We start from the raw sequence: 22,075 nt of genomic DNA on the forward strand, positions 1-22,075 counted from the left end.
GCCGGCCGGTCGTGCGTCCGGACGCGCCGCTCAGCGCCCGAACGTACGGCCGGCCAGCTCCACCTGCGCCGACAGCGTGAGATCCACCGCCGACGCGCCGACCGCCACCGTGTGTTGACCGGGCGTGATGCGCCAGCTTCCGTCGGCATAGCGCGCCAGCAGACGCGGATCTGCCTCGATGGTCAGCCGGCGAGACTGCCCGGGTTCGAGGTCGACCCGCTCAAATCCCAACAGCCGCAACCGGGCTTCGCCCGGTGTCGCGGTCAGGTACACCTGTGGGACATCGGCCCCGCTGCGGTCACCGGTGTTGACGACGGTGACCGCGACCCGCACGGTGTCTCCGCCGACCACCTCCAGATCGCGGTATTCAAAGTTGCTGTAGGACAACCCGTGTCCGAACGCGAACAGCGGGGCCTGCCCGGTGCGGGCGAACCATCGGTATCCGACGTCGGCGCCCTCCGAATAGTGGATGGTCGTCGGCGACCCGAGCTGCGGACGCGGCGTCTGACCGAGGTCCGCCGGGAAGCTGATCGGTAACCGGCCCGACGGGTTGACTTGTCCGGCAAGGATTTCCGCAATAGCCCGGCCGCCCTGCTGGCCCGGGTACCAGGCCGCGACGATCGCGCTCACCGACTCGCGCCAGGGCATCGCCACCGGGTTGCCGGTCTGCAGCACCACCACGGTATTCGGGTTGGCCGCGGCAACGGCGGAGATCAGTGCGTCCTGGCCCCACGGCAGCGATAGGTCGGCCACGTCGAATCCCTCGCCTTCGGCCCGGGTCGCGAACACGATCGCGACGTCGGCTGCCCGCGCCACCGGCACCGCCTCGGCCGGGCTGATACCGGGATCGAATTCGATGTGCGCCTGCGGCAACAGCTTCCGCAGTTCCTCGAGCGGGCTCGAGGGCAGCAGGTACAGATTGCGCATCCCCGCCTCGAGACCCGTACCGCCGATCGGGATCACCCCGGCGTAGCCGCCCGGCGGTACGACGGTGCTCGAGCCGAAGCCGGCCGGCACCCCGCGGTGGGCGTATCCGCCGATGACGGCGATCCGGCCGGCTGACAGCGGCAGCGCCCCGCCGTTCTGCAGCAGCACGATTCCCTGCCGCGCAATATCCAGGGCAATGTCGTTGTGCGCGTTGATGTCCGGATCCGGCGCGGGACCCCACTTGTCGACCCCGACCGCGAACATCGATCGCAGGATCCGCCGGACCATGTCCGACAACCGCTCTCCGGAGAACCGCCCGTCGGCGTGGGCGGCGCGCAGCGGCGCGCCGAATGTCTCGGCCTGCCACAGCAGCGCGTCGATCTGGGCTCCGCACTCCTGGTCGAGACCGTGCAACGCGCATTCCCAGCTCGGCGTGCCACCCCAGTCCGACATCACCCAGCCGGGAAATCCCCACGCCCCTTTGAGCACATCGTTGAGCAGCACGGCATTGGCAGCGGCATAGTCGCCGTTCACCTTGTTGTAGGCCGCCATCACCGCGCCGGGCCGTCCGCGCTCGATGGCGATCTCGAAGGCCAGCAGGTCGGATTCGCGGTGTGCGTCGGGATCGATGACCGCGTCCAGCCAGTGCCGGTTGGTCTCGTTGCAATTCAGCGAGAAGTGCTTGGTGGTGCAGATGACGCCGTGCTGCTGGATTCCGGCGATCTGCTCGGCGGCCATGGCTGCGCTCAGCCACGGGTCTTCGGAGAAGTATTCGAAGTTGCGACCGTTGCGCGGGTCGCGGGCCAGGTTCATCGCGCCCGCCAGCTGCACGTTGAACCCGCGGCTGCGTGCCTCGATGCCGATCAGGGAACCCGCGGCCCGGGCCAGCTGCGGATTGAAACTGGCCGCCAGTGCCAACCCCGCCGGCAGCGCCGTTGCGGTATCGCCCGGCCGGAAACCGGGATTGGTCACGCCGAGTCCGGCGTCACTCATCCGCAGTGCCGGAACCCCCAGCCGCGCGATCCCCGGCACGTATGCCGCGCTCATCGGGACGTCCGGCGGGATCCGTTCGTCATGCAGCGGCCACATGTCGCCGGCGCCCATCACGCCCACCAGCAGGGCGAAGCGCTCGTCGTCGGTCAGCGCGGCCTCGACCTCCCACGCCCGCGCGTCCGGGTCGTCCGGGTCGTCCGTCGGGAAGCTCATCGCACACCCTCTTTCGCGTACACGACACGCAGCACGTGGCCGAGTTCGGGACCCATCACCAGCTCCGTCAGCGTGCACATCGTCGACACGAAGTCAGGCCCGTGGGGCGGTGGCACCCGGCACAGATGATGCGCCACCTCATGCAGTATGACGAGTTCACGCATCGCCCAGTCCGCGGTGTCGCGGTCGGGAACCGCGATAGTGCCTGCCCCGTCCCGGTTCTCGTAGTGCGCGGACGTGGCACCGCGGCGCGCCCGCACGCGCAGGCCGGACACGTCCGGCCACTCCCGGCGCACCGCCGGCAGGGCCAGCACGTCGTCGACGTAGCGCTGCACGGACGACATCGACGCGAAGCGTCCCTCCGGCGGCAACGTCAGCTGGGTGCCGAAGAAATCCACGCTGCGCGATCCGTGCTCGGCGGCACGGTCGAACATGACCCGCACGAATTCCTCAGCCGCGTAGACCTTGGCGCGCTGGGAATCGCGGCTCAATGGCCCAGCGCGGTGCGCGCCCCGGGCAACTCGGGACTGCTGCCCAGGCGCGCCCGCCGGCCGGCCCGGTCACCGGCCCGCCGCGCCGCCGAGGAATACCCCGCGGTGGCCCGGCTGGCCTGCCAGGTGCCGCGGGCCCGCGACGTCTCGCGGTAGTGGTCGCGCAGCTCGACTTCCTTGTCCCGCAACGCGATGGCGGTGCCGGGTGCACGCCGGCGGTCGTTGGTCACTTCCTGCCTGGCCTGCTCGCGCGCCTCCGCCAGTCGCTGCCCGACGCGGGCGCCGAACGCCAGCTGGAAATTGAGCCGGGCGGTGATGGTCGGCGTCGGCCGATGGTCGCCCGTGGCCAGGTAGGCATCGGAGGCCCGGACCATCTGCACCACCAGGCTCGCGTAGAGGGCGTGCGTCGCGTCGATGTCTTCGGCGAACCCGTAGGCGTACACGAAGGTCGAATTCGACGCGATGTCGCAGCGCACGTCGTTGGCCGCCGCGATCAGCACGAACAACTGCACATAGGTGCGGAGCCCGCGGGTACCCGCGGCGCCGATCGTGATGGTGCGCTGCGTCGGGGCCTGCGCCGCCGAACGGTTGGCGGAGTGAGACCGTGCCACCGCAAGATCGATGGAGGAGGCCGTCGCCAGGCGCTGCGCGGCGGTCATGAACGCCTCGGCCTCGTGCGGGTTGTCGGTGCCTTCAGCCTGACGCAGCAGTGCCGCAATACGGGACAGCATCTTGTCGTCGGTCATGCGGCCAAACTAGCGCAGCGGCAGGACAACCCCGCTCGACGATTCACAGGCGCAGGTTGAGCCAGGACACCACGTCGTCGAGCACCTGATTCTGCTCGGGCTCGTTGAAAACCTCGTGGAAGAGCCCGGCGTATTCCTTCAATTCGACGTCGGCGGAACCCACACAGTCCACCAAGCGGCGGCTTCCCTCGATCGGCACCAGGGCGTCACCCGTGCCGTGCACCACCAGCAGCGGCGTCGTCAGGGCGGGGGCCCGCTGCGGCATCGTCTCGCCCACCTGCAGCAGTGCGCGGCCCAGCCCGGCCGGCACCTTGCCGTGGTACACCAGCGGGTCGGTGTTGTAGGCGTTGACCACCTCGGGGTCGCGGGAGATCGCATTGAAGTCCAGCGCCTCCACCGGCAGGCCCGGGGTCAGCACACCCAGCACCTTGGCCGCCAGCGCCACCACCCGGGGCACCATGTCCTGCGCGGCGACGGCCGGCGCGGACAACACCATCAGGTCGTAGTTGTCCGGGCGTTCCACCCCGTAGGCGAACACGATGGCACCGCCCATGCTGTGCCCGAGCACGACGCGGGTCAGGCCCGGGTTCTCCCGGGTCGCGACCCCCACCAGCGTGTCGAAGTCACCGGTGAATTCCGAGACGTCGCGCACCATCACCCGCTTGCCGCCGGAGCGGCCGTGACCGCGGTGATCGAGTGCGTAGGTGATCAGCCCGGCCGCGCCCAGTCGCTGCGTCACGTGGTCGTAGCGACGGGCGTGCTCGCCGAAACCGTGGGCGAGGATGACCACCGCGCGCGGCGGCACGTCAGGAGTCCACACGTCATAGACGATGGGCACGCCGCCGACGCCATCGAAAGTCCGTTCAGTGCGGGTGGTAGTCATCACGGGCAGCTTACGTCCTATAGGGCCACTCCTCGCGCGGTGTTGTCACACAATCTGCGTAGTCTCGGACGGGTGAGTGTGCTCACCGAAAATTCCGCCTCCCACCCCGGCGGAGACTTCTCCGCCCACGCCGAACCGTACCGCCGTGAACTGCTCGCCCACTGTTACCGGATGACCGGGTCGTTGCACGACGCCGAGGACCTGGTCCAGGAGACGCTGCTGCGGGCCTGGAAGTCCTTCGACCGGTTCGAAGGCAAGTCCTCGGTCCGCACCTGGTTGCACCGGATCGCCACCAACACCTGCCTCACCGCGCTGGAAGGACGTGGGCGCCGCCCGCTGCCGACCGGCCTGGGCAACGCCCGCTCGGACCCGACGGCCGATCTGATCGAGCGCGCCGAAGTGCCCTGGCTGGAGCCGCTGCCCGATGCCCAGGACCCGAAGGATCCAGCGGTGATCGCCGAGTCGCGGGAATCGGTGCGGCTGGCGTTCATCGCCGCGCTTCAGCACCTGTCGCCCCGGCAACGGGCCGTGCTGTTGCTGCGCGACGTGCTGCAGTGGAAGGCCGCCGAGGTCGCCGAGGCGATCGGCACCACCACCGTCGCGGTCAACAGCCTGCTGCAGCGTGCGCGAACCCAGCTGGACGCGGTCGCGCCCAGCGCTGACGACCCGCTGGCGGCTCCCGATTCGTCCGAGACGCAGGACCTGCTGGCCCGCTACATCGACGCGTTCGAGACCTACGACATCGACCGATTGGTGGATCTGTTCACCGCAGAAGCGATTTGGGAGATGCCGCCCTACACCGGCTGGTACCAGGGGGCGGCGGACATCATCACGCTCATCCACACGCAGTGCCCGGCAGAACATCCGGGCGACATGCGCATGATCCCGATCACGGCCAATGGACAGCCGGGCGCGGCCATGTACATGCGTGCCGGCGATCGGCACGTGCCGTTCCAGCTGCACGTCCTGGACGTCAGGCCAGGCGGTGTCTCGCACGTGGTCGCATTCCTCGACGGATCGCTATTCGCCAGATTCGGCCTGCCGGACGCGCTGTGAACGCCCTGCCCGCCGTCACGCCAGTGCCGGGCCGGCCCTCGATCCTGTTGGGCGCGTTCGACATCGGCAGCGTCGGTTATCGCGCACAGGAGTTCTTCATCTCGGGCAGCGCCTCGTCCTACGCCCCGGAGCAGCCCTTGGGGCCGGACGGCAGCTGGCGCGTAACCGCCTCGGGCACAGCCGATTACACCACCCGCGTGGTGGTCCTCACCCCCAACGACGCGGCGGACTTCAACGGCACCGTGCTGGTCGAGTGGCTCAATGTCAGTGGCGGTATCGACGCGCCGGCGGTATGGATGATGGCCCACCGGGAGGTGATCCGCGCCGGCTACGCCTACGTCATGGTTTCGGCCCAGAAGGTGGGCGTGGACGGTGGCGTGAGCATGCTCGGAATCGACATGTCGCTGAAGAGCCAGCGACCCAAACGGTATGCCGGCCTGAGCCATCCCGGTGATGTGTTCGCTTACGACATGTTCTCCCACGTCGGCGGCCTGGTCCGCGACACCGGTGGCATCCTGGGCGACCTGACCGCCGAACACGTTGTCGCCGTGGGTGAGTCGCAGTCGGCGATGTTCCTCACCAGCTACATCAACGCCGTCGACCCGATCGCTCAGCGCTACGACGGGTTCCTGGTGCACTCCCGGTTCGGGCCTGCGGCGCCCCTGGACGACGGTTCCATCTTCGACGAACTGCAGTCCGACAGGTCGCAGGCGGTGAAGTTCCGTCCGGACCTGCGTGTGCCTGTGATGACGATCATCACCGAAACCGACCTCTACGGTGCGGGGCGCCAGGGTTATTACGCGGCCCGCCAGCCCGACAGCGACTCGCTGCGGGTATGGGAGATCGCCGGCGCCGCGCATGCCGACAACTACACGATTCAGGTAGCGCCCATTGACTCCGGTTCCGCGCCAATCGAGGACCTGGTGGCGGCCTACGCACCCACCGACACCCTGATGGGTCAGCAACTCGACCACTACATCAACTTCGGCCCGCAGCACCACTATGTGGTGCAGGCATCGCTGGCGGCGCTGACCGCCTGGGTCAGCACCGGGGCGGCACCGCCCAGCGGCCCGCCACTGGACGTCCGCGTCGGCGCCCGCCCGGAGCCGGCGCTGGACGCCCACGGCATTGCCACCGGCGGGATACGCACCCCGTGGGTCGACGTCCCGCTCGCCCGCACATCCGGCGTCGGCGCCGGGGAAAGCGTCATGTCGTCGATTTTCGGTTCCGGCGAGCCTTTCGACGACGAGACGGTGCGGCGCCTCTACCCCGGCGGCGCCGACGAATACCTGGGCAAGTTCAGCGCGGCGCTCGACGCCGCCATCGGGTCCGGATTCATCCTGGCTGCCGATCGCGACGAAATCCTGCAGCTCGCCGGCGCCACTTTCCCGGCGTGAAACAGCGTTACTGTGGGAGCCATGCCTGCCACCGTGGATATCCGGCGAGCAGCCGATCGCGGCCGCACCACCACGCCATGGCTCGAGTCGCGGCACTCCTTCTCCTTCGGCGACCACTACGAGCCCGAGAACACACATTTCGGGCTGTTGCTGGTGAACAATGACGACATCGTCGCGCCTGGAACGGGTTTCGACACCCACCCGCACCGGGACATGGAGATCGTCACCTGGGTGCTGGAAGGCGAACTGGCACATCAGGATTCCACAGGCAATCACGGTGTGATCTATCCCGGCCTGGCCCAGCGAATGTCATCCGGCAGCGGCATCCTGCATTCGGAGAAGAACGGTTCACCAACCCGGCCAGTGCATTTCGTGCAGATGTGGGTGATTCCGGACGAGACGGCCATCACACCGAGCTATCAACAGGACGAGATCGGCAATCAGCTGGACAACGTCGGCTTCGTCACTGTCGCATCGGGAATACCGGGACGTGACGCCGCTCTGAAGCTGCACAACCGCGCCGCCGCGCTGCACGTCGCGCGCCTGAATTCCGGCGACTCGATCTCTCTCCCTTCCGCGCCTTACCTGCACGTATTCACCGCGCGCGGTCGCCTCGCCATCGAGGACGACGGTGAGCTCGCCGGCGGAGACGCGGCCCGGTTCACCGACCCGGACGGCCGGCGGCTCACCGCGCAGCAGCCTTCCGAAGTGCTGGTCTGGGAGATGCACGCGGCACTCGGCGGCTGACCGACACATTAGAGTGGGCTCGACACACAGGAGCCGCCATGTCTCAGAAGCACGCCAAGCACGCAGCACCCAAACCGAACCGGAACACCACGCAACTCCGTAAGGTGCGGTTCTGGCTGGCGCCGATCCTGATCACCCTGGCTCTCATGTCGGCGCTGGCCGCGCTGTATCTGGGTGGCATCTTGAACCCAACCACCAACCTGCGTCACTTCCCGATCGCGGTGGTCAACCAGGACGCCGGGCCCTACGGCAAGCAGATCACCGACGGCGTGGTGGCCGGCCTGGACAAGGAGAAGTTCGACGTCCGGGTGGTGTCCGCGGCGGAGGCCAAGCAGCTGCTGGACCGGGCACAGGTGTACGGCGAGATGGTGATCCCGCCGGGCTTCTCGTCGAAATTGCGCGACCTCGGGGAAAGCGCCGTCACCGCCAACCGCGCCGAACGGCCGACGATCACGATCTCGACCAACCCGCGGGCCGGTACGCTCGGCTCGAGCATCGCCGGTCAGACCCTGAATCAGGCCGCATCGGTCGCGAACAGTAAAGTCGGCGAACGACTTTCGGCCGACGTGGCGGCGCAGACCGGCGGCGCGCCGCTGGCGGGCGCCTCGATGCTGGCGCTGACCAGTCCGATCGACATCAAGTCGACCGTGTACAACCCGCTGCCCAACGGCACCGGAAACGGGTTGTCCGCCTTCTACTATGCGCTGCTGTTGTTGCTCGCCGGCTTCACCGGCAGCATCGTGGTGAGCACCCTGGTCGACTCGATGCTGGGTTACGTACCAGCCGAATTCGGCCCCGTCTACCGCTTCGCCGAACAGGTCAACATCTCGCGGTTCCGCACGCTGCTGGTCAAGTGGGGGCTGATGGTCATCCTGGCGCTGGCCACGTCGGGGGTGTACATGGCCATCGCCCACGGGCTGGGGATGCCCATCACGCTCGGCTGGCAGCTTTGGCTCTTCGGGGTTTTCGCGATCAGCGCGGTCGGCATTACGTCGAGTTCGCTGATCGCGGTGCTGGGCTCGATGGGCCTGCTGTTCAGCATGCTGGTCTTCGTCATCCTCGGGTTGCCGTCGGCCGGCGCCACGGTTCCCCTGGAGGCGGTACCACCGTTCTTCCGCTGGCTGGCCAAGTTCGAGCCCATGCACCAGGTGTTCCTCGGCGTACGCTCGCTGGTCTATCTCAACGGGCACGGCGATGCCGGACTGCGCCATGCGCTGATCATGACGTCGATCGGCCTGGTGATCGGTCTGTTGCTGGGCGGCATCATCACCCGCCTGTACGACCGCAAGGGCTTCCACCGGATTCCCGGCGCGATCGAGCACGCGATCGCCGCCGAGCACCAGGCACACCACCAGCGCGAGAAGGCCCGCGAAGCCGAGGTGACCACCGAGCCGGGCACCGAGGCGACCACCGAGACCGAATCGGAGCCGGAGCCCGACGCCGCGTCCGAGCCGGTCAGCGTGCCCGAACCGCGGGCCGCTTCCGAAAGTGCCAGTGGGCAAACGTAATTCGACTGCGGCCGGACTGACACCGGCCTGTTACTAAAGTTGACAGTGTGACGGATGTGGCTGATCCTTGGGAAGTTGCTTCCCTGGGCTGAAAGGGCTTCCCGTGCCGACGCCAGCTGCCGTCTTGCGCAGACTCATGGCAAGCTGTGCCGCCCTGACATTGTGCGTCGCGCTGGCGAGCACGAGCGGGCAGCCTGTCGCATACGCCGCTGACGCCCGCGAGTTGCTCGAGCAGGCGATAGCCAACACCAAGGGCTCGTACCTGGTCTACAACTTCGGCGGTGGGCATCCCATGCCGCTATTGGACGGCTCCGGTCACGGGTACGAGATGAACAACGGCGGCCATTTGATGATCATCAAACAGGCCTCCACTCGGCTGCAGCCGCATCTGCTGGTGGACAGTCACCAGGGTGACCAGGCCCGGTGCGAGAACAACGCCGGCGCCCGCACCGGCGAAGGGCTCATGCAGGCCTCCGAGATCTACGCGCCGTTGCAGGCCTGGCAGCGGATGGGCCAGCCCACCATCGCGATCAACGCGAATTTCTTCGACGTGCGCGGGCAGAAGGGCGGTTCCTGGCGCGAGACCGGGTGCAGCTCGCCGCTGGGCGCGTTCGTGGACAACACGCGCGGGCAGGGCCGTGCGAACCAGGCGGTCACCGGCACCGTCGCGTACCCCGGCAAGCAGGGCCTGTCCGGCGGCGACGAATCCTGGACGTCGTTGACGACGATGATCCTGCCGGCCGGCGGTGCGCCATACGTGTTGCGCCCCAAGGGAAGAGAGGACTATGACCTGGCCACGCCGGTGATCGCGGACCTGCTGAACAAGAACGCGAAGTTTGTCGCGGTGGCCGGCATCGGGTTGCTGTCGCCAGGCAACACCGCTCAGCTGCACGACGGCGGTCCCAGCGCGGCGCGTACCGCCCTGGCCTACGCGAAGCAGAAGGACGAGATGTACATCTTCGAGGGCGGCAACTACACCCCGGACAACATCCAGGACCTCTTCCGCGGCCTGGGCAGCGACACCGCGATCCTGCTCGACGGCGGCGGCTCGTCGGCGATCGTGTTGCGCCGTGACACCGGGGGCATGTGGGCCGGAGCCGGGGCGCCCAAGGGTTCGTGCGATACCCGGCAGGTGCTGTGCGACTCCCACGAGCGGGCTCTGCCCAGCTGGTTGGCGTTCAACTAGCTTTCGGCCCGAACCGGAAGATCAGCATGCTGGTGCCCACCACGGCGGCCGCCAGTCCCAGCACCGGGGCCACGGCCACCCGGGTGATCGTCGCACCGATCATCGCGCCGGCGCACATCGTCAAAACCACGCCGTAGCGCAACTTTTCGCGGGCGCCGGTGCCCCCGGCCAGCCGGCTGTCAACGCCCAGACCAACGATGGTCGACGTCAGCACCGTCGTGGTCAGCTCTTGAATGCCGAACTGTCGCGCGGTGGAATGCTGCAGACCGAACACGATCGCCATGCCACCGATCAAAAACAGCTTGGTGTTGTCGCCGTACCGGCACACACCGGTCCCCGCCATCGTCGCCAGGATGCTCAACAGCACCACCTCGATGCTCAACGCCGTGGTGAGCCAGCGACGGGTCCGCTCTCCGAAACGGCGCACCAGCCTGCCGCCGAGGATGGTGCCGGCGACGAAGGTCGGGAAGGCGACGACAACGGCGGTCAGGTCGACGCTCGAACGCGGCGCGAACCAGAAGCCGAAGAAGATCACATTGCCCGTCATGTTGGCAACGAACACGTGCCCGAGCTTGAGGACGGCGATCGCGTCGGCGAGGCCGGTCGCGAACGTCAACAGCAGCAGCGCCGTGACTGTCGACCGCTCGGATACCGGAGAGACGACGGGCACGCGGCTACAGCTGCGGAGTTACATCCAGCGACGTGATGGTGGTCATCCTCGTCACCAACCAGCGGTCGCCGTCGCGCTTCATCGACATCCGGTACGACAGGTACTGCAGCGACGGAATGTTCTTCTTCAGCGGCGTGGTGGCGGTGGTATTGGTGTAGACGATCACGGTGGCGTTCGAACCTTCGAGTGATTCGACCGCGACCCCGGTGACCTCGGTGGAGTTGGTGATCTTCAGCTGCTTGTTGGGTCCGACGACCTTTTCTTCGACGAACTTGCGGTATTGCGCGCCGAAGTCGCCGGTGAGGTATCTGCCCGCGCGGTCGGCGAGGGTGTCCATGTTCTCCGGGGTGTAGCTCCACAGCGTGGTGATCGCATTGGCCGCTGCCCGCGCCACCTTTAACTTGACGTCGATGGTGGCCTGCTCGGCCAGGTAGGGCTGAACCATCGCCGCCGCGAACGCCGAGGACCCGACGAACAAGGCTGCCACCAGCGCGACGACCGCCGCCGCCAGGCGCCCGGTCTTCTTCCTCTTCTTCTTCTCTTTGGCCGGCTTGGCCGGGGTGGATTCGGAGGCTGCCTCGGCTGTTTCGGCCGACCCAGCGGCATCGGTCTCAGTTTCGGTCGGCTCCGAATCCGAGTCCGTCGAATCACTGTCTGCCGCTTGGGTTTCCGCGGCCGTCTCGGATGCTTCGGATGCTTCGGATGCCGTGGTCGCCGCGGCCGTCTCGGGTGCCTCGACGGTCTCGGTGTCGGTCTCGGTGTCGGTCAGATCACTTGCTGCAGGTTGCTGATCTTCCACTGATTCCCTTCCTGCCTAGCGGTCGCCGACCAACGATTGGTGTTCTCGTAGACCTGTTTTCCGTCCGGCGACTTGGAGGTGACGTCGGTGGCCACCAACACGGTCACGCTGCCGTCGTCATTCCACCGCTCCACACCGGCTTCCAGCACCGTCCCGGTCGACCGCTCGGCGCGGGCGACCTGGAACAGGATTTCGTTCGCCTTGTCCGTGTACTGCTTGGCGAAGTCGCCCGTCGCCTGGGCCAGCACCCGGTCGATGTAGTCGTTGGCATGGAACGGATCGATCGAGGTGAACCCGGTCATGAACCACTTGACGTAGTTGACGGCCTGGGTCTCGCGCTCCGCGGCACGGTCCCGCGAGTGGTGATCGACCAACATGAAGGTGGACAACGCGATCGCTGCCACCATCACCACCGACGCGGCCGTCGAAACGACCGGCAGCAGCCACCGTCGCGGCGGAACGGACTGCGGGACGAGGAGCGGTTCCTCGCCGGGTTCGAACTTGCGGCGTGGACTCATTTGCCTTCTCCGGCGGGCTTCGGCTTGGCCAGCACCGTGAGGTCGTCGACCAGCCAGCGGCCGTCGCCGCTCTTGATGAACTTCACTCGCACGCTGGCGGTGATGTAGCGGGTCTCCTGCCCTTCGCCGCGGCGTCCCTGCAGGAACAGCAGCATCGTCGCGCTGTATGGGGTGGCCTCCAGCACCGAGTTGGTGGAACCCCAGTACTCGTTGATGACGGGATGGCCCTTCTCGACCACCTCTTGTTGCGCCGCCAGACTCTTCCGATACCTGTCGGTGGTCAGGTTCAGGGCGCGGGCGAAATCGTCATGCAGATTCTTCGGGTCGTAGGTCAGCATCTGGGCGACGATCTTCGGTCCCTGCGTGGAGATTTCGGCCCGGGTCCGGTCGGCAGCCTGGGCCCGGTAGTAGACGACGCCGTAACCCACGCCCGCACCGCCGACACACAACACCGCGGCGGTCACCAGCGCGGCCGCCGTCCACTTGCGCACCTTGTCGGCCTGCTCAGGCGGCACGACGCGGAGCACCTCGGTACGCAGCAGCATGTCGGCGAAGGTGCGGCGCTGGGAATCCCAGAGCGGCCAGAACCACCCCACCAGCAATGCGGCGGTGTCGAGCAGGTGTGCCAGGTCGCGCAACAGCAGCCACCACGGGCTGACGTCCGTGCCGTCGCGGCGGGCCACCGCGATGCCGAACTGGGCGCGGCCCAGGCTCCACCCGGTGACGGTCGGCAGCAGCAACCGATTGACCAGCACCGCCAGGACGGCGAGCGCGCACACCACCATGCACACCCACCACCACGCGCGATAGGGCGGCAGCGTGAATGAAACCAGGGCCATCGTGGTCGCCACGGCCAGGCCGGCCAGCACGTCGATGGAGAACGCCGCTACGCGCACATGCCAGGGCGCCAAGGCCTTTTCGGGTAAGTCCTGGGCGGCGGTCCGGGTCTTTTCGACCACCACCGTCACTTCGTCACCTGGTCGAGCTTCGAGATCTTGTAGGTACCGTCCGTCGGGGCCATTCGTACCCGCAGGCGATAACCCGTCTCCTGGTTCTGCTGCTGATCGTTGGAGACGCTGATACGCAGGGCGATCAGGATGTCGACGGAGCCGTCCGGGTTGTTGCGCTCCACGGCTGCACGCATATCGGACACCTTGAGGTGCACGTTTGCGGCCTGGTATGCCTGCACCAGCATGCTGCTGTAGAGCAGCGCCTGCGTGCGGTACTGATCGGTGCCGCAGTCGACGATCTTCTGCTCACTGGCCGCCATGCTGCTGATGTCCGGCGCCTGCGTCGCGGCGACGCAGTCTTTCGCCACATTCAGGGCCGCCGCGTCATTGCGCTGCAACGCCGCGATGTCCCGGTGCGCACGCAAGGCGTAATAGCCGCCGAATCCGACGCAGCCGGCCAAGATCAGCAGCACAGCCGCGATGCCGAGCAGCCAGGCTCGACCCACCCGGGATTTACGCCGTTCGACGGCCGGCTCCCCCGCCGGCTCAGCGTCGGTCGCCTCGGTGTCGGTCACCTCAGCGTCGGTCGCCTCGGTGTCCGTCGCCTCAGTGTCCGTCGCTTCGGCCTCGGCTTCGGTCGAACCCTCCGCCGTCACGGCACTGGTCGGTTCGGCTCCGGACTCGGATTCTTTCGAATCCTCGTCCGTCACCGGGGTGCCCAGCGATTCGTCCTCGTTGATGGGGTTCAGCTGGCCGGTGCCAGCATCTCCTTCCATCCGTCGTCTCCTGTTTTCATCGAGTTTGCGACGGAGTATTTGACCCCGTCGGGCCCTACCAGCTCACCACTCTGCGGACTGTAAACCGCAGAGGGGGGCCCGCCCGGAGTGTAGACGCAGGGGTTGGGCTGTTGTCCGTTGCACTGCACCGCGCCCGTACCGGGCCGGGTCAGCGGGTCGCTGATCGGCGGCGGCGTGCCTCCCGGCGGGAGTCTGTCCGCCGGCGCCGGGTTCATTCCGTTGTTCACCGACGGCGCGGGAACCACCAGACCCGGCTTGACCGGCTGGTCACACCGCGCGGCGGGCGCCGGGCAGCTCAGCAGCTGGTTCGGGTCGCCGTACCAGGGGTTGGTGCCCGCCGGCTCATACGGCTTGGTGCTACGGCATTCACGCGGCGTGGCGGCCCGCTTGCCGGGCACGTCCACACACGGAATGTTGCGCGAGCCACGCACGCTGTTGGCCGGGGTGTCCATCGGGATCTTGCAGTACGTCCCGACCGGCAGCGGCTCCATGCTGGTGTCGGCGAACGACCGCCACTGCTCAGCCGGGATGAAGCCGGTGAGGCAGGGGGGCGGCTGGTTGATCGCCAGCGCGAGGTCCAGGGCCGCCATGTTCGGGAACGGCGCGGCCACCGTCTGCGCGATCGACGCTCCCTGCGGCAGGAACACGAGGACCTGCTCGAGACCCTTGTGGTACCGCTTCAGCAGGTCGAACACGACCTCGAGGTTGGCCAGCGTCTGCGGCAGCGAGTCACGGACGTCGGTGAACACCTCATTCACCTGGTCTGCCGTCGGCGCGGCTTGGGTCAGCACGCTGCGTAGGTGCTGATCCTCTTGCGCACTCTGGGCGGCCAGCGTGTTCAGGTTGCGGGCCCAGCGCTCGATCGCGCTGCCCGAGTCGACCTGGCTCTGCAGAATCGGCCCGGAGTTCTGGATGATGTCGTTGACGTCGTTGATCTGGGTGTGGAAATCGCCCACGATCGCCTGCGTGGCGTCCACCAGCCGCTGCAGGGCCGGTCCGAGGCCACCGACCGCGAGTGCGGTCTCGTCGAGCAGCTTCGGGATCTTCTCCTTCGGCAACACGGCGAGGCCGCGGTTCGCGGTGTCCAGCGCCGGCCCGATCTCGCTGGGCACGGTGCCCTTAGTGATGGTCTGACCCGAGGCGAAGAACTTCCCCGGATTGCCGTTCGACACCAGGTCCACGTACTGCTCACCGACCGCCGACACCGAGTGCACGTTCGCGGTGGCGTCGACCGGGACCTTGTAGCGGCTGTCGATGCTCAACGTCGCCTTGGCCCCCCACGGGGTGGGTTCCACCTCGGTCACCTTGCCGATGGTGATGCCGCGGTAGGTCACGTTGGCCGTCGGGTACAGACCGCCGGATGCCGGCAGGTTCGCGGTCAGCTCGTAGCGCCCGATCCCCACCAGGGTGGGAATCTGCAGGTAGTAGATGCCCAGCACGGACAGCGCAACCACCGTCAGTGTCAGGAAAATCCACAGCTGGCGCTTGATGAAGGGTGTCAGCATTGGCCTCGCTCCGCCCTTTCCACCAGCGGCCCGCCCGGTGCGTCGTTCGGGTTCGACGTGTAGCGAACGTCGGGGATCATCGTCTCCGGGTCACGCCCGAACGACTGCTCCAGGGCCCGCAGGGCTCCGGAGAAACCGGTTCCGGTCAGTACCGCGTTGTCCATGGCGCTGTAGGTCACGTCGAGCGTGGCCGACACGTTCTGGTAGTCGCCGCGGAAGATCTTCGGCACCGCATCGATGTCGAACGGCTGCGTCAGGATCAGCTTCAGCGCACCGATCAGGTATGGCGAGCCGCGGCCGAGTTCCCGCAGCGGGCACTGCAGCGACTCCAGGTCGGTGTGCAGGTTGCCGCGGGCCTCCGACAGGTACTGGTCGGCGGCACCGCTGAGCCGGCCTACCGAGTCGACCGCGTTGATCAGCAGGTTCTTGGTGTCCGCGAAGTGCTTGATCAGCGGCGGGAAGTCGGTCAGCACCCGCTCCAGCACGTCGTTGCGGTTACCCACGTAGCTCAGCAGGCGGTTCGTCGAGTCGATGGCATGGGTGATGTCATCGCGCTGCTCGTTGAGCTGCCGGGTGAAGGTGTCCAACCGGTTGAGGAAGCCGCGAATCTGATCGCCCCGGCCGTGGAAGATCGCGTAGATCTCGTTCTGCAGCACTTCCAGGTTGGGGATGCCGCCACCGCGCAGGATCAGCGACACTACCGCCAAGGTCTGCTCGATGTTGGGGTACGCCGACGAGTTCTTCAGCGGGATGGTGTCGCCGTTGCGCAGCAATTCCTTCGACGGGTTCTCCGGCGACAGCAACTCTACGTGCTGCGACCCCAGCAAGCTGGTCTGGCCGATCTTCAAGATGGCGTTCTTGGGGAGCTTGGTGTCCTTCTTCAGCCCCAGCGTCAGGGTGGCGATCCAATTCTTCAGCTCGATCTTGCGGATCGAACCCACCTCGACGTCGGCGACCATCACCTTGCTGTTGCCGTTGATCGCCAGGGTGTCCGGCACCTGCGCATAGACGGTGTAGGAGTCGCTGCCGCTACCCGGAGCCCCGGGGATGGCGACCTGCGAAATGCCTCTCCAGCCACAGGAACTCAGCATCAGGGCGGCCACCAGCAGCACCAGCACCTGCCAAGTGCCGCGGCGGATCCTGCCAAGCATGCCTATCACTGACCCCCTCCTACCTCAGCTGGCAGCGGTGCGCCGACCGCTGCGGCCGGTCCGGGTGCCGCCGGTGTCGGGGCGACCGGGCCGGGGATCACGCCCGGTCCCGGCGCCGGCGGCGGCACCGGCACCTGCGCTTGCAGGCCGATAGGCGGCAGCACCGGGTACTCGTCGTACGCATTGGGCGGCCCGGGCGGCGTCTGCAGGGTGGACTGCACCGGCTGAATGTCGGGTCCGCCCATCAGTTCGGCCAGCGACTCAGGGGTCATCAGGCCCGCCGTGATCGGGCCGACCTGCTGTCCCTGCATACCCGGCGCCACGATCCAGCCCGGCTGCGTGTTCTTGTGCGACGTCGGCGTGTCCGGCACCCAGATGCCGGGGACCGTCGTGTCCTTGTAGCCGTTCGGCGGCTGCAGCCGCGGTTCGGAGTACGCGACGTGCTTGGGCAGGATCTCGGTGGTGTTGAAGGTGTTCAACCCGAACGGGAAGTAGTTGAACTTGATCGCGTCCAGCACCGGCGCCAGATACTGCGCGCAGAGCTCAGCGGACTCCTGGTATCCCAACCGGCTGCCCGCCTGCACCGAGCTGCAGATGAACTGCATCGGGTTGGCGAAGCTGGTGATCTCCGGAACGGCGACCAGCGAACCGTGGGCCGGGTGGTAGATCTGGTTCACGTTGGCCGCGGCCGTCGGGAGCACGTGCAGTGCGGTTTCCAGACCGTTCAGCGGCTCGGGCTGCAGCAACGTGTTCGTGACCGTCGCCAGGTTGTTGACGTCGTGCGTCAGCACCTCGCGGTTCTTGTCCAGGAACGGCCGGATCGTGGTCAGCAGGCTGTCAAGCTGACGCAGTGCGCTGGCCAGAGCCTGGTCCGAGCTGGCCAGCCGGCCCGTGACGTCGGCGAGGTTCTGGTTGAGCGCCACGAACTGCTTGTCGTCCTGGTGCAGCGCGTTGACGAACAGCGCCAGGCTCTTGACCACCGCGAAGAAGTCGCCACGGCCCTCGTTGAGCGCAGTGAGCGCCCGCGACAGGCTGTCCAGCGTGGTGTTGAGCTGCTTGCCCTTGCCTTCCAGGCCGTTGGCGAACGAGTTGATCACCTCACCGAACGGTCCCGTCGGCTGCGCCTCGGTAGGACCGAGCTTGGAGATGATGTTCGTGATGCTGTTCCGCAGCTCGTCCCACTCGACCGGTACCTGGGTGCGCTCCATCGGGATGACCGCGTTGTTGGCCAGCACCGGGCCACCCTTGTAGGGCGGCTCGAGCTGAATGGCGCGGGAAGCCACCAGGGTGGGGTTGAGGATCACCGCGGACGCGTTGGCCGGGACCTTGTACTGGTTCTCGTAGTGGAAGGTGACCTTCATCTTGTCGCCGGCGGGCTCGATCTTGTCGATCAGGCCCACCTTGTAGCCCATGATCTGGACCTTGTCACCGGCGTACAGCGCGTTGGCGGCGGAGAAGTAGGCCACCACCGTGTTGTTGGTCAGCTTCTTGTAGAGCTGCCACCCGACGAAGGCGGCAACCAACGCCAGCACCACGATCAGCGTCCCGATGATGACCGTGGCCCGAGACATCCGTGGCAACCGGATGTTGCGGATGTCAAAGATGGTGCTCAATTCTGGCTACCTCCCGCTGCGCCACTACCGCCCGAACCGCCCGGGTTGATGAACGGTGCCGGCAACTGGTTCCCCGGCCCGGGCGGGGCCGGCGGGCCCGGGGGGAGCCCCGGTGCGAATGTCGATGGTGGTGCTACCGGTCCCGCCGGTCCCAGAGGCTCGGTACGAGCACCCGGTGGGGCGTTGGGCGGCAACGGAACCGGCGTACCCGGGGCATTCGGTGCCGGGTCGCCCGGACGTCCGGCGATCGGGATGCCGGGCGCGTCCTGCACGCCGTTGGGGTTGGGCGGCGACATCTGGACGTCCAGCGGCGCCGGGAAGCCCGGACCACCGAACGGACCGATGGCGGTGCCGGCACACGGCAACGGGTTCGCCGGGCTGGGGATACCGTCGGCTGCCGGCGTGTACGAGCACGGGGAGCCTGGAGGCACCGCCGGTCCCGGGTGCTCCGGGGTCCCTTCCAGCACCAGCGGTCCAGGCGGCGGCGCGCCGTTGGGGAACCGGGTGCCATTCGGGTCCGGGAACCGGTAGGCGGGCAGGCCGGCGCTGCGCCAGAAGTCCTCGGGGCTCAGACCGCGCTTCTTGAACGCGGCGTCGATGAACGGCTGGAGGATCTGGCCGGGGACGAGGTTGTGGATGACCACCTTGAAGAACGGTCCGGAGGCGATCGACTCGTTCAGCGACGGCAAGAACCCGCCGACCATCAGCAGGCCGTTGGCCAGGTCCTCTTTGCGTTCCATCAGCAGGTCGCTGACGGTACGCAGCTGCTCCAGCACGTGGTTGAGGTTCGGGTTGTCGTTGATGAAGCCCTGCACCTGCGTTGAGAACGCGGCGACATTGCTCAGCAGCGCGTCGATGGCGCGGCCGCGCTCGTTGAAAGCGGCCAGCAGAGTCTTGGCGTTGACCAGCAGCCGGTCCACCTGCTGGCTGCGGTCACCGAGCACGCTCGCCACCTGGTTGGCCTGGGCCAGCAGATGCTTGATCTCCTCGTCGCGCTTGCCGAGGGTGTCGGAGAACTTGGCGACGCCGTCGAGTGCGGGGCTCAGCTGCGGGTACGTCTGGTCGATGGTCTCCGAGAGGACGTGCAGCGACTTCTTGACCGTGTCGATGTCCCAGCCGGTCGCCGCCTTGGTGACGTCCAGGAAGGCGTCGTAGATCTGGTAAGGCGTGGTGCTCTGGCCCAACGGCAGGGTGCCGTTCGGGCGCAGCGGCTGGTTGCCGCGGGCCTCGATCTCGAGGACCTTCTTGCCCAGCAGCGTGTCGGTCCGGATGTTGAGCCGGCTTTCGGTGCCGATGCTCTCGGTGCCGATGGAGAACTTCATCAGGATGTGGTCACCGTCGATGCTGATGGCCTCGACCTTGCCGACGTCCATGCCCGCGATGCGGACCTTGTCACCCTTGCTGATGCCACCGGTGTCGGTGAACTGTCCGAAGTAGCTGGGCTTGGCCATCAACATCGGCACACTGGTGAAGCTCTGGCCCACCCCGATGACGAGCAGCGTCACCAGGATGCCCATCAGTCCGATCTTGAGGCGGTTGGGCGGTTCCAGCGTTCTCATTGCGGCGCGCACCTCCCGGTCGGCTGGTGGAAGAGGCGAACGGTGCGAACCGGTCCACCAGCCTGCAGGCCGTTGATCCGGAGGCTGATGTCGCAGGAGTAGAAGTTCACGAAGTCGCCGTAGGAGCCGATGGCGCGCCCGATCGAGTTCAGCGCGGTGGGCACCTTGTGCAGGAAGTCGTTGAGCTGCTCCCGCTGGTCGATCAGCGGCTGCTGCACCGCGTCGAGATAGTTGATCGCCTTGTGTAGCAGCGCGCGGTCCTCACCCAGCAGATCGGCCACCGTACCGGCGGCGTTGCTGATGTTCGCCGTCCCGCCGGCCAGGGAATCCCCGTGGTCCTTCAACCCGGTGATGAGCACCTCGAGGTTGTTGACGGTCTGGTCGAAGTCCTTGCGGTGACGAACGGTGGTGTCCAGCACCTTGTTCAGGTTCGTGACCACCTCACCGATCGCCTGGTCCCGCTCGCCCAACTGCGAGGTGACCTGCGCGGTCTGCTGCAGGATGTCGTTGATAGTGCCCCCCTGACCCTGGAACACCGTGATCAACGCCGAGGCGATGGTGTTGACCTTGTCCGGGTTCAGCGCCCGGAAGATCGGCTTGAAGCCGCCGATCAGCGCATCGAGGTCGAGCGCCGGTGTGGTGCGCGACAGCGGGATGAATCCACCCGGCTGCATGACCTTGTCCTGGCCGTCGCCCTCACCGCGCTTGAGCTCGAGGTAGCGGTTGCCGATCAGGTCGAGATAGCGGATCGACGCGGTCGTCGACTGATACAGCGGAATCGAGCGGTCAACGTCGAAGTTGACCCGCACCCGCTTGCCTCCGTCGAGCAATTGGAGGTCCTTGACCTTGCCGATCTCCACCCCGGAAGCGCGCACGAACTGGCCGGCCCGCAACCCGCTGACGTTGCTGAACTCGGCGGAGTAGGAGTTGGTCCGGTCGAAGCGGATCTGACCGAACACGATGATGATCATGATGCTGAACATCAGCAGCACCACAGCGAAGACGCTGAGCTTGACGAGCGTACCGGTGATTTTCATGGGTTGATCGTGTTATCCCCTACCTGACGGCCCCAGACGTACTCGAGCACGTAGGGCGACCCGACCTCCAAGTGGTTATAAGGCGCAAGGCTGTTGCCGGTGTCCATCACCAGTTCCGGCGCCGGCCACAGCTGCCGCGTGATCTGCTGCCAGCATCCGGGGGCGCCGCCCGGTCCGCCGTGGGCGTTCACCCGGGGCAGGTTCTCCGGGTAGGTGTACGGGTTCGGCGCGCCGCCGACCAGTCCGGCCGCCAGGCCACCGACCTGCGAGAGCAGCAGCGGAACCAACGACACCGGGTTCAGCAGCAGGCCGAGGGCGGAAAGGATCTGGGAGTGGCTGTTCAGCGAGTAACCGTTGCCGCCCAGGAACTGGTAGGCCTTCGGCTCGATGTCGTGGTAGTTGTGCAGCGTGCAGTACAGCTCCGGGCTGTAGGTGTCGAGTAGCTGCGCGGTGGGCACCAGGTCGGCGGCGCCGCGGGCCAGGTAGGGGCCGCCGCGCTCGAAGATGTCCGCACCGGTGTTGCCGAATCCGGCCGCCGCCAGCAGCGCCTGGTCCAGGTCCTTCTGCTGCGCGTTGATCGTGCGCGCCGTCGGCACCGAGTTGTTCAGGAAGTCGATCAGGTCCGGCGCGGCGTCGGCGTAGACGTCGCCGAGTGCGGCCAGCTGCTGAATGTCGCGGCGGGCCTGGGGCATCTGCGGGTTGATGTCGTCGAGGATCTGGTTGCCGTTGACGATCGACTGGCCGAACCGGTCACCCAGTCCGGTCAGGGATTGCGCGGCGGCGCTCAGCGTCAGGTTCAGCTTGACCGGGTCAACCTTTTCCGAGATCGAGGTCAAAGTCTGGAACAGAGTGTTGATCTCGGTCGTCACGCCGGAGGCGTTGATCACGCTGTTCGGCCCGAGATGACCTCGCGAGATGATGTTGCCTTTGTCATCTTTGGGCGTGGTCAGCGATATGTACTTGCCGCCGAACACCGTCGTCGCCTTGATCTGCGCGTCGACGTTCTCCGGGACCACCCCATTAGCGCCGAGGAATTCCGGATAGATATCCAGGGAAAATTTTGCGGCCGGCTTGCCGTCGCGGCTGATCTCCTGGATCTTGTCGACCCGACCGATCTGAACCCCGTTGTAGGTGACCTTCGAACCCGGATCCATCACCAGCCCGGCTCGGTCGCTGTACATCGTCAGCTTCGCCTTCTGGGTGAAGTCACCGCGAAACTGTAGGTAGACGACTGAGAGCACAAGTAGCAGAACAAGTACGGCCGAGATGCCGATCAGCTTGTACGGCGGGTTCTTTACCTTGTTGACCTTCCCCGGACTCGTCATGGCG

19 protein-coding genes and 1 pseudogene are annotated in these 22,075 nt (G+C 66.9%); 5 read left to right on the forward strand and 15 right to left on the reverse strand.

The window, feature by feature from the left end; translation table 11 throughout:
* Nucleotides 1–30 precede the first annotated feature (30 nt).
* The 4 genes from QXK92_RS17375 to QXK92_RS17390 are packed head-to-tail and all read right to left on the reverse strand — an operon-like array spanning nucleotide 31 to nucleotide 4,253.
* Nucleotides 31–2,133: a beta-glucosidase gene (locus QXK92_RS17375; protein ID WP_306243212.1), complete on the reverse strand. Its 2,103-nt coding sequence runs from the start codon at nucleotides 2,131–2,133 to the stop codon at nucleotides 31–33.
* Nucleotides 2,130–2,624 (reverse strand): TIGR04338 family metallohydrolase, encoded by a 495-nt coding sequence (locus QXK92_RS17380; protein WP_306243214.1) that lies wholly within the window; start codon nucleotides 2,622–2,624, stop codon nucleotides 2,130–2,132. Before QXK92_RS17380 ends, QXK92_RS17375 begins: the two co-directional genes overlap by 4 nt.
* Nucleotides 2,621–3,370 carry a DUF2786 domain-containing protein gene (locus tag QXK92_RS17385; protein WP_306243216.1) on the reverse strand — a complete coding sequence of 250 codons (750 nt, stop codon included), beginning with the start codon at nucleotides 3,368–3,370 and terminating at the stop codon, nucleotides 2,621–2,623. Before QXK92_RS17385 ends, QXK92_RS17380 begins: the two co-directional genes overlap by 4 nt.
* A gap of 43 nt (nucleotides 3,371–3,413) precedes the next feature.
* Entirely contained in the window at nucleotides 3,414–4,253 is an 840-nt protein-coding gene (locus QXK92_RS17390) for an alpha/beta hydrolase (protein ID WP_306243218.1), read from the reverse strand.
* Between QXK92_RS17390 and QXK92_RS17395 the strand changes: the two are divergent.
* From QXK92_RS17395 to QXK92_RS17415, 5 genes and pseudogenes are all read left to right on the forward strand, one after another.
* Nucleotides 4,201–5,309 (forward strand): annotated as a pseudogene (locus QXK92_RS17395) (sigma-70 family RNA polymerase sigma factor). The gene QXK92_RS17390 and the pseudogene QXK92_RS17395 overlap by 53 nt on opposite strands.
* A complete protein-coding gene (locus QXK92_RS17400; RefSeq protein ID WP_306243220.1) occupies nucleotides 5,306–6,706 on the forward strand; it encodes an alpha/beta hydrolase domain-containing protein in 1,401 nt (466 codons plus the stop codon). Before QXK92_RS17395 ends, QXK92_RS17400 begins: the two are co-directional and overlap by 4 nt.
* A 21-nt stretch (nucleotides 6,707–6,727) precedes the next feature.
* On the forward strand, nucleotides 6,728–7,453 hold the full coding sequence (locus QXK92_RS17405) for a pirin-like bicupin family protein (protein WP_306243222.1): 726 nt from the start codon (nucleotides 6,728–6,730) through the stop codon (nucleotides 7,451–7,453).
* Between the two features lie 38 nt (nucleotides 7,454–7,491).
* Nucleotides 7,492–8,961 carry a YhgE/Pip domain-containing protein gene (locus tag QXK92_RS17410; protein ID WP_306243224.1) on the forward strand — a complete coding sequence of 490 codons (1,470 nt, stop codon included), beginning with the start codon at nucleotides 7,492–7,494 and terminating at the stop codon, nucleotides 8,959–8,961.
* Between the two features lie 136 nt (nucleotides 8,962–9,097).
* Entirely contained in the window at nucleotides 9,098–10,147 is a 1,050-nt protein-coding gene (locus QXK92_RS17415) for a phosphodiester glycosidase family protein (protein WP_306244503.1), read from the forward strand.
* Here the strand turns inward: QXK92_RS17415 and QXK92_RS17420 are convergent.
* Genes QXK92_RS17420 through QXK92_RS17470 form a run of 11 tightly spaced genes read right to left on the reverse strand, consistent with a single transcriptional unit; the run spans nucleotide 10,140 to nucleotide 22,071 of the window.
* Nucleotides 10,140–10,817, reverse strand: coding sequence for a YoaK family protein (locus QXK92_RS17420; RefSeq protein ID WP_306243225.1), 678 nt, complete (start codon nucleotides 10,815–10,817; stop codon nucleotides 10,140–10,142). The genes QXK92_RS17415 and QXK92_RS17420 overlap by 8 nt on opposite strands.
* 4 nt (nucleotides 10,818–10,821) lie before the next feature.
* Nucleotides 10,822–11,616 (reverse strand): mammalian cell entry protein, encoded by a 795-nt coding sequence (locus QXK92_RS17425; protein WP_306243227.1) that lies wholly within the window; start codon nucleotides 11,614–11,616, stop codon nucleotides 10,822–10,824.
* Nucleotides 11,583–12,134 (reverse strand): mammalian cell entry protein, encoded by a 552-nt coding sequence (locus tag QXK92_RS17430; RefSeq protein WP_306243229.1) that lies wholly within the window; start codon nucleotides 12,132–12,134, stop codon nucleotides 11,583–11,585. The genes QXK92_RS17425 and QXK92_RS17430 overlap by 34 nt, the downstream gene beginning before the upstream one ends.
* Nucleotides 12,131–13,102: an RDD family protein gene (locus QXK92_RS17435; protein WP_306243231.1), complete on the reverse strand. Its 972-nt coding sequence runs from the start codon at nucleotides 13,100–13,102 to the stop codon at nucleotides 12,131–12,133. Before QXK92_RS17435 ends, QXK92_RS17430 begins: the two co-directional genes overlap by 4 nt.
* Nucleotides 13,099–13,860, reverse strand: coding sequence for an Mce protein (locus QXK92_RS17440; RefSeq protein WP_306243233.1), 762 nt, complete (start codon nucleotides 13,858–13,860; stop codon nucleotides 13,099–13,101). The genes QXK92_RS17435 and QXK92_RS17440 overlap by 4 nt, the downstream gene beginning before the upstream one ends.
* Nucleotides 13,830–15,386 (reverse strand): virulence factor Mce family protein, encoded by a 1,557-nt coding sequence (locus QXK92_RS17445; protein WP_306243235.1) that lies wholly within the window; start codon nucleotides 15,384–15,386, stop codon nucleotides 13,830–13,832. The genes QXK92_RS17440 and QXK92_RS17445 overlap by 31 nt, the downstream gene beginning before the upstream one ends.
* The gene (locus tag QXK92_RS17450) at nucleotides 15,380–16,537 is read right to left on the reverse strand and encodes a virulence factor Mce family protein (protein ID WP_371934562.1); all 1,158 of its coding nucleotides are present in this window, start codon (nucleotides 16,535–16,537) and stop codon (nucleotides 15,380–15,382) included. The genes QXK92_RS17445 and QXK92_RS17450 overlap by 7 nt, the downstream gene beginning before the upstream one ends.
* A gap of 5 nt (nucleotides 16,538–16,542) precedes the next feature.
* Entirely contained in the window at nucleotides 16,543–18,150 is a 1,608-nt protein-coding gene (locus QXK92_RS17455) for a virulence factor Mce family protein (protein ID WP_306243237.1), read from the reverse strand.
* The gene (locus QXK92_RS17460; RefSeq protein WP_306243239.1) at nucleotides 18,147–19,709 is read right to left on the reverse strand and encodes a virulence factor Mce family protein; all 1,563 of its coding nucleotides are present in this window, start codon (nucleotides 19,707–19,709) and stop codon (nucleotides 18,147–18,149) included. Before QXK92_RS17460 ends, QXK92_RS17455 begins: the two co-directional genes overlap by 4 nt.
* Complete coding sequence (locus QXK92_RS17465; RefSeq protein ID WP_306243241.1) at nucleotides 19,706–20,746, reverse strand: virulence factor Mce family protein; 1,041 nt, start codon at nucleotides 20,744–20,746, stop codon at nucleotides 19,706–19,708. Before QXK92_RS17465 ends, QXK92_RS17460 begins: the two co-directional genes overlap by 4 nt.
* Nucleotides 20,743–22,071: an MCE family protein gene (locus QXK92_RS17470; RefSeq protein WP_306243243.1), complete on the reverse strand. Its 1,329-nt coding sequence runs from the start codon at nucleotides 22,069–22,071 to the stop codon at nucleotides 20,743–20,745. The genes QXK92_RS17465 and QXK92_RS17470 overlap by 4 nt, the downstream gene beginning before the upstream one ends.
* Nucleotides 22,072–22,075: the final 4 nt, after the last annotated feature.

Source organism: Mycobacterium sp. TY815 (assembly GCF_030755135.1).
Taxonomy (GTDB): Bacteria; Actinomycetota; Actinomycetes; order Mycobacteriales; family Mycobacteriaceae; genus Mycobacterium.